This is a genomic window from Hansschlegelia beijingensis (assembly GCF_045505405.1).
Lineage (GTDB): Bacteria > Pseudomonadota > Alphaproteobacteria > Rhizobiales > Methylopilaceae > Methylopila > Methylopila beijingensis_A.
In genome coordinates this window covers 1-6,827 of sequence record NZ_JBJKEX010000150.1, presented here as the reverse complement: position 1 = coordinate 6,827, position 6,827 = coordinate 1, and the positions used below count along the sequence as shown (strand labels likewise).

Below are 6,827 nucleotides of genomic sequence, written 5' to 3'. Positions count from 1 at the left end.
TCCTCGGTCAGCGTGCCGGGCGTGACGAGCCGCACGACGGCGCGGCGCACGACGGACTTCGCGCCGCGCTTGCGGGCCTCCTTCGGGTCCTCGGTCTGCTCGCAGACCGCGACCCGGAAGCCCGCCGTGATCAGGCGCTGGAGATAATCGTCGGCGCGCTCCACCGGCACGCCGCACATCGGGATGTCCTCGCCGAGATGTTTGCCGCGCTTGGTCAGCGCGATGCCGAGCGCGCGGCTCGCGACCTCCGCGTCCTCGAAGAACATCTCGTAGAAGTCGCCCATCCGGTAGAACAGCAGGCAGTCCGGATTGGCCGACTTGATCTCGATGTACTGCTCCATCATCGGCGTCGGGCGCGCCGCGGGAGCCTCGGCGGGAATGGCGGTCACGACGCTCATGAGGGGGCCATCGGTCTCATCGCCCCTCGCAGCGCGTCCGCCAGCGCCTGCTCGGAGATGTCTCCGCCGGCGAGGCCGAGCCCCAGCGTCACCACTTCCGCGTCGGTCAGCTCGAGCGCGTAGCCGTTCAGCTCCAGAAACAATTCGGTCACGACCGCCGACACTCTCTTGTTGCCGTCCGAGAATGCGCGGTCCTTCGCAAGACCATAGCCATAGGACGCGGCGAGCTCCGCGAGGTCCGGATCGCCGTAGTGAAGAAGATTGCGCGGCCGATGCAGCGCCGCTTCCAGCGCCCCTTCGTTAATCAGCCCGCCGCGGCCGCCATGCTCCGCAATCTGCTCGTCATGCAGTGCGACGGCAGTCGATTTCGATATCCAGACCGGCTCTTTCACTTCGCAAGTTCACGAAGAGCGTTGCGACGCTTCTTCATGATGCGGCGGGCGACCTCCATCTGTTCCTCGAAGCCGGGCTCGTAGGGGGTGAGTCGATAGCCGTCGGGCGCTTCGGTCAGGTAGATCGTGTCGCCGGCGGAGAGGTTCATCCGCGCGAGCACTTCCTTCGGCAGGACCACGCCGGTCGAGTTTCCCTGCCGGCTGAGCTTGAGCGCGACCATCGCAGCCTCCCTGAACGCCGTACGAACATATGTCAGAACGGCGGGCCGTTCAACGCGTCAGCTGCCGAGGTCTGCCACTACGGCGTCGAGCACCGGAAAGCCCTCGGGCGTGACGCGCAACCGGTCGGCGCCAACGCGCTCGACCATGCCGTCCATGACAAGATCGTCGATGCGGCGCTGATCGAGGCGGCGGCCCGAGATGCGGTGGAAGCGCGCCAGGTCGATGCCCTCGGCGAGCCGCAGCCCCATCACCAGGAACTCGTCGGCCTGGGCCTCGAGGCTCAGCGCATCGTTGACCACGAGGCCGGAGCCTTCGGCCTCGACGGCGGCGGCCCAGAGCTCGGGATTGCGCTCGGTGGCGAGCTCGCGACGAGTTCCGTCCACGATCAGCCGGCCATGCGCGCCGGGGCCGATCCCGGCATATTCGCCGTAGCGCCAGTAGACGAGGTTGTGGCGGCTTTCGCAGCCGGGCCGCGCATGGTTGGAGATCTCGTAGGCCGGCATGCCGGCATGGCCGCAGACCTCCTGCGTCACGTCCCACAGCGCGCGCCCGGTCGCCTCGTCGGGCGTCTTCAGCTTGCCGGCCCGGTGGAGGGCGAAGAACGGCGTGCCCTCCTCGATGGTCAGCTGGTAGAGCGACAGGTGCTCGGTGCCGTAGCCGATGGCGCGCGTCAGCTCCTCCCGCCACGCTTCGGGCGACTGGCCGGGGCGGGCGTAGATCAGGTCGAAGGAGACGCGGGGGAAGATCGCCCGCGCGAGCTCCATGGCCGCGATGGCCTCCTCGACGGTGTGGAGCCGGCCGAGCCCCTGCAGGTCTGCGGCGTTCAGGGCCTGCACGCCGAGCGACACGCGGTTGACCCCCGCCGCCCGGTAGCCATGGAAACGGTCGGCCTCGACGCTGGTCGGGTTGGCCTCCAGCGTGATCTCGGCGTCGTCCTCGATCCGCCAGGCGGCCGCGATCGCCTCGAGGACGCCGGCCACCGTCTCGGGCTTCATCAGCGAGGGCGTGCCGCCGCCGAAGAACACGCTGGCGACCGTCCGGCCGGGCGCGAGCGCCGCCATGTGGGCGATCTCGCGCCGGTAGGCCGCGAGGAACCGGCTCTGGTCCACCTCTGCGCGCCGGACGTGGCTGTTGAAGTCGCAATAGGGGCACTTGGCCGCGCAGAACGGCCAGTGGACGTAGACGCCGAAGCCTGGCTCGCTCACCGCGGCGGGCCTTCCGGGAACAAGGCGTGCATCAGCTCACCGAAGGCGCGCGCGCGGTGCGAGAGACCGCTGCCGCGGCCCGAGGGCTCCCAGGTCACGCCATGCTTCTCGTCGGCGGTCATCTCGCCGAAGGTGCGCTGGTGGCCGTCCGGCCGGAAGATCGGATCGTAGCCGAAGCCGAGACCGCCGCGTGGCGGCCAGACGATCTCGCCCGAGACGGAGCCCTCGACCGCGATCGCCTCGCCGGACGGCCAGGCGAGGCACAGCGCCGCCACGAAGGCGGCGCGGCGGTCCGTCGCCGCGGTCGCGCCGCGGTCCTGCAGATCCTCCTCGACGCGCTGCATGGCGGCCGCGAAGTCCTTGTCCGGTCCGGCCCAGCGCGCGGAGAAGATGCCCGGAGCGCCCCAGAGCGCATGCACGGCCAGCCCGGAATCATCGGCCAGCGCCGGCAGGTCGGCGGCGGCGGCCGCCGCCTCCGCCTTGATGTGCGCGTTCTCGGCATAGGTCGTGCCGGTCTCGTCCGGCTCCGGCAGGCCGAGCTCGCCGGCCGACACCAGCTCCAGCCCGAACGGCGCCAGCAGCTCGCGGAATTCGCGGAGCTTGCCGGCATTGTGGGTCGCGATCACGAGCCGGTGGCCGATGGCGGGGAGGCTCACGGGCGTTCCTCTCAGGCGACGGCGAGCTTCTGCAGCTCGACGAGGTTCGAGCAGGCGGACTTGGCGAGCCCGAGCAGCGACATGAGCTCGGCCTCGGAGAACGGCGCGCCCTCGGCCGTGCCCTGCACCTCGACGATGCCGCCGGAGCCGGTCAGCACGAAATTGGCGTCCGTCTCGGCCGAGGAATCCTCGGCGTAGTCGAGGTCCACCACGGGCGTTCCCTTGAACAGGCCGCACGACACCGCGGCGACATGGTCCTTCAGCGCCGGGCCCTTCAGCATGTCGCGCGCCTTCATCCAGGCGAGGCAGTCATGCAGCGCGACCCAGGCGCCGGTAATCGCGGCCGTGCGGGTGCCGCCGTCGGCCTGCAGCACGTCGCAGTCCACCGTGATCTGGCGCTCGCCGAGCATCTTGAGGTCGACCACGGCGCGCAGCGAGCGGCCGATCAGACGCTGGATCTCCTGCGTGCGGCCGGACGGCTTGCCGGAATTCACCTCGCGCCGCGTGCGCTCATGGGTGGCGCGCGGCAGCATGGCGTATTCGGCCGTCACCCAGCCGCGGCCCTGGCCGCGCAGCCAGCCGGGCGCCTTGTCCTCGATGCTCGCCGCGCACAGCACGTGCGTCTCGCCGAACTTCACGAGGCATGAGCCTTCCGCGTAGCGCGCGACGCCGCGCTCCAGAGACACGGCGCGCATGGCCTCGGGGGCGCGTTTCGACGGGCGGATCGACATCAAGGGCTCGCAGACTTTCGGGAACGGCGTCCCTTCTGCCCTCACGGCGCGCCGGCCGCAAGCATGGCGGCGCTTGATCGCGCGTACGGCTTCCTAAATCCTGCCTGTTCACGCGCGCTACGAGAGCCTACCTCAGAGGCATGTCAATCGAACGCCCGATCACCGAAGCCAGCGCCGGCATCGCTCAGCTCGACCGCAGGTCGCGCGAGATCTTTCGCCGCATCGTCGACAGCTACCTGACGACCGGCGAGCCGCTCGGCTCCCGCAACGTGTCGCGGCTGCTGTCGGTGTCGCTCTCGCCGGCCTCGGTCCGCAACGTGATGGCGGACCTGGAGGCGCTCGGCCTGATCTACGCGCCGCACACCAGCGCCGGCAGGCTGCCGACCGAGCTCGGCCTGCGCTTCTTCATCGACGCCATGATGGAGGTCGGCGAGCTGTCGCCCGACGACAAAAGCGCCATCGAGCGCCAGGTCGGCGGCTCGAACCGCGCGCGTTCGGTCGAGGAGGTGCTGACCGACGTCTCCACGATGCTGTCGGGGGTGTCGCGCGGCGCGGGCGTGGTGCTGGCGGGCAAGCAGGACCCGGCCATCAAGCACATCGAGTTCGTGCCGCTCGATCCGGAGCGCGCGCTGGTGGTGCTGGTCGGCGAGGACGGCTCCGTCGAGAACCGCATCCTGCCGCTGCCGCGCGGCCTGCCGTCCTCGGTCCTGATCGAGGCGACGAACTTCCTGAACGGCCAGATGCGCGGCCGCACCCTCGGCGAAGCGCGCGAGGCGATCGAGCAGGCGCTTTCGACCGCGCAGACCGAGCTCGACGCGCTCGCCGCGCGCGTCGTCGAGGCGGGGCTCGCGAGCTGGGCCGGCGCCTCGGAGGGCGAGCCGCGCCAGCTGATCGTGCGCGGCCAGGCCAATCTGCTGGAGGACCTGCGGGCGCTCGAGGACCTGGAGCGCATCCGCCTGCTGCTCGACGACCTCGAGAGCAAGAAGGGCGTGATCGATCTGCTCGGCCGCGCGGAGCAGGGCGACGGCGTCCGTATCTTCATCGGATCGGAGAACAAGCTGTTCTCGCTGTCCGGCTCGTCCATGGTGGCGGCCCCGTTCCGGGACGGCGACCGCAAGATCATCGGCGTGCTCGGCGTGATCGGCCCGACGCGGCTCAACTACGCGCGCATCGTGCCGATGATCGACTACACCGCGAAGGTGCTGGGCAATCTGCTGAAGTGACGCGGCGGGGGGCCTGAGGTCATCCGCCCGCCGCGTCATGCGCCGGCCTAGAGGCCGGCCTGGACGGCGGTGACGCGCCAGACCTTGTTGCCGACGTCGTCCGCGACCAGCAGCGCGCCGGCCTTGTCGATCGCGACGCCGACCGGCCGGCCCTGCGCCTCGCCCTTGTCGTTGAGGAAGCCGGTCAGCACGTCCTCGGGCGGGCCGCTCGGTATGCCGTCCTTGAACGGCACGAAGATCACCTTGTAGCCGCTCTGAGGCTGCCGGTTCCACGAGCCGTGCTGACCGACGAACGCGCCGTTGCGGTACTGCTCCGGGAACAGGCCGCCGGTGTTGAAGGTCAGGCCGAGCGAGGCCGTGTGCGGCCCCAGCGCGTAGTCCGGGACGATCGCCTTCTCGACCAGGTCCGGCCGCTGCGGCTTCACCCGCTCGTCGACATGCTTGCCGAAATAGCTGTAGGGCCAACCGTAGAAGCCGCCGTCCTTCACCGAGGTCATGTAGTCGGGCACGAGGTCGGAGCCGATCTCGTCGCGCTCATTGACCGCGACCCACAGCGCGCCGCTGTCGGGCTGCCAGGACGGGCCGTTCGGATTGCGCAGGCCGGAGGCGAACACGCGCACGTTCCTGGTCGGGATGTCGATCTCTAGGACCGCGGCGCGGTCCTTCTCGGCGTCCATGCCGTTCTCGGCGACGTTCGAGTTCGAGCCGACGGTGGCGTAGAGCTTGGAGCCGTCGGGGCTCGCCACGAGATCCTTGGTCCAGTGGTGATTCAGCGGGCCGCCCGGAAGATCGACCAGCTTCTCGGCCGTGGCGGTGATCTGCTCGTCGCCCTCCTTGTAGGGCACGCTGACGATCGCGTCGGTGTTCGCGATGTAGAGCCGGTCGCCGGCGAGCGCCATGCCGAACGGCGAATTCAGGCCGGTGAGGAAGGTCTTGCGGATCTCGGCCTTGCCGTCCCCGTCGGCGTCGCGCAGCAGCGTGATGCGGTTGGCGCTTTTCACCTTGGCGCCCGCGCGCTCCATGAAGAAGCTCTGGAACCAGGCCTTGATGCCCTTGCCGTCCTCCGGCTTCGGGGGCTCGGCGGTCTCGGCCACCAGTATGTCCCCGTTGGGCAGCGTGTAGACCTTGCGCGGGTGGTCCAGGTCTCCGGCGAACTCCGTCACCTCGAAAGCGGCGCCGGCCTTTGGCGTCGCGCCCTCGGGCCAGCCGACGGCCTTCGAGACGTTGACGGTGGGGATCCAGCTCTGGCGCGGCGCAGGCAGCGTCGGCTTGGGGCCGTAGCCTTCCGCGACCGGAACGGTGGCCTCCTCGCTGCATCCGCCGAGCGCGATGCCGACCAGGCCGATGGCCAGGATCTTGGTGAGCGTAGATGTCATTGCTGTCGCCTTCAGGAGCGGCCCGAAAACGGTCGGGCGAGCCGGCGCGGGATGGCGCCGCCGGCCCCATTCAACTGGCGCGCTGGAAAACTGGTTCCAGAAGGGCGGGCGCGTTGGTCGCGGCCTCGTCGCGCGCCGCCGGATCATCTATCGCTTTCGTGAGCCGTCCGGGCCTCTGAGGCTGCGTCCATGTCGCTGTTTGAGAGCATGCTCACACTGATGCTGGCGGCCATCGTGCTGTTGCAGCTCTCGCGACGCCTCGCTGTGCCTTACCCGACCATGCTGGCCCTGGCCGGGGTGGGCGTCGCGGCGCTCCCCTGGGCGCCGCGCATCGCCATCGAGCCGCATCTTGCGCTCGCCCTGTTCATCGCGCCGGCCCTGCTCGACGCGGCGTTCGACTTCGCGCCGCGCGAGCTGCGCCGGCACTGGGCGCCGCTGTTCGCGCTCGCCGCCGTCGCGGTGCTGCTGACCACCGCCGCCGTCGCGACCCTCTCGGTCTGGTGGGGCCTGCCGCTCGCGGCGGGGATCGCGCTCGGGGCAGTCGAGCAATGTCGACATCGGTGAATCGCTTCCGGATGATCCTGGCAGGGTTCCCACCAACGATGGCGTAGGGCTCGACATCCT

Annotated in this window: 8 protein-coding genes and 2 pseudogenes; 2 read left to right on the top strand and 8 right to left on the bottom strand. The window is 70.0% G+C overall.

The window, feature by feature from the left end; translation table 11 throughout:
- From ACIKT0_RS10640 to rph, 6 genes are all read right to left on the bottom strand, one after another.
- Positions 1-398, bottom strand: a 398-nt coding sequence (locus tag ACIKT0_RS10640; protein ID WP_474998498.1) for a MutS N-terminal domain-containing protein, incomplete at its 3' end; no start/stop codon positions are given.
- Positions 395-790: a type II toxin-antitoxin system death-on-curing family toxin gene (locus ACIKT0_RS10635; protein ID WP_407105323.1), complete on the bottom strand. Its 396-nt coding sequence runs from the start codon at positions 788-790 to the stop codon at positions 395-397. The genes ACIKT0_RS10635 and ACIKT0_RS10640, both read right to left, overlap by 4 nt.
- The gene (locus ACIKT0_RS10630) at positions 787-1,011 is read right to left on the bottom strand and encodes an AbrB/MazE/SpoVT family DNA-binding domain-containing protein (protein ID WP_183395986.1); all 225 of its coding nucleotides are present in this window, start codon (positions 1,009-1,011) and stop codon (positions 787-789) included. Before ACIKT0_RS10630 ends, ACIKT0_RS10635 begins: the two co-directional genes overlap by 4 nt.
- A 57-nt stretch (positions 1,012-1,068) precedes the next feature.
- Positions 1,069-2,217 (bottom strand): radical SAM family heme chaperone HemW, encoded by a 1,149-nt coding sequence (hemW, locus tag ACIKT0_RS10625; RefSeq protein WP_407105322.1) that lies wholly within the window; start codon positions 2,215-2,217, stop codon positions 1,069-1,071.
- Entirely contained in the window at positions 2,214-2,873 is a 660-nt protein-coding gene (gene rdgB / locus ACIKT0_RS10620) for an RdgB/HAM1 family non-canonical purine NTP pyrophosphatase (protein WP_407105321.1), read from the bottom strand. The genes hemW and rdgB overlap by 4 nt, the downstream gene beginning before the upstream one ends.
- A gap of 11 nt (positions 2,874-2,884) precedes the next feature.
- Entirely contained in the window at positions 2,885-3,598 is a 714-nt protein-coding gene (rph, locus tag ACIKT0_RS10615; protein ID WP_183396036.1) for a ribonuclease PH, read from the bottom strand.
- Between the two features lie 146 nt (positions 3,599-3,744).
- On the opposite strand from rph, the gene hrcA reads away from it, so the two are divergent.
- Positions 3,745-4,827: a heat-inducible transcriptional repressor HrcA gene (gene hrcA, locus ACIKT0_RS10610; protein ID WP_407105320.1), complete on the top strand. Its 1,083-nt coding sequence runs from the start codon at positions 3,745-3,747 to the stop codon at positions 4,825-4,827.
- A gap of 47 nt (positions 4,828-4,874) precedes the next feature.
- Here the strand turns inward: hrcA and ACIKT0_RS10605 are convergent, their stop codons facing one another.
- Entirely contained in the window at positions 4,875-6,203 is a 1,329-nt protein-coding gene (locus ACIKT0_RS10605) for a PQQ-dependent sugar dehydrogenase (RefSeq protein ID WP_407105318.1), read from the bottom strand.
- Between the two features lie 189 nt (positions 6,204-6,392).
- Here ACIKT0_RS10605 and ACIKT0_RS10600 point away from each other — a divergent pair.
- Positions 6,393-6,746, top strand: a pseudogene (locus tag ACIKT0_RS10600) (cation:proton antiporter domain-containing protein); the annotation flags it as partial.
- Here the strand turns inward: ACIKT0_RS10600 and ACIKT0_RS10595 are convergent.
- Positions 6,742-6,827, bottom strand: a pseudogene (locus ACIKT0_RS10595) (type B chloramphenicol O-acetyltransferase); the annotation flags it as partial. The pseudogenes ACIKT0_RS10600 and ACIKT0_RS10595 sit on opposite strands and share 5 nt — an antisense overlap.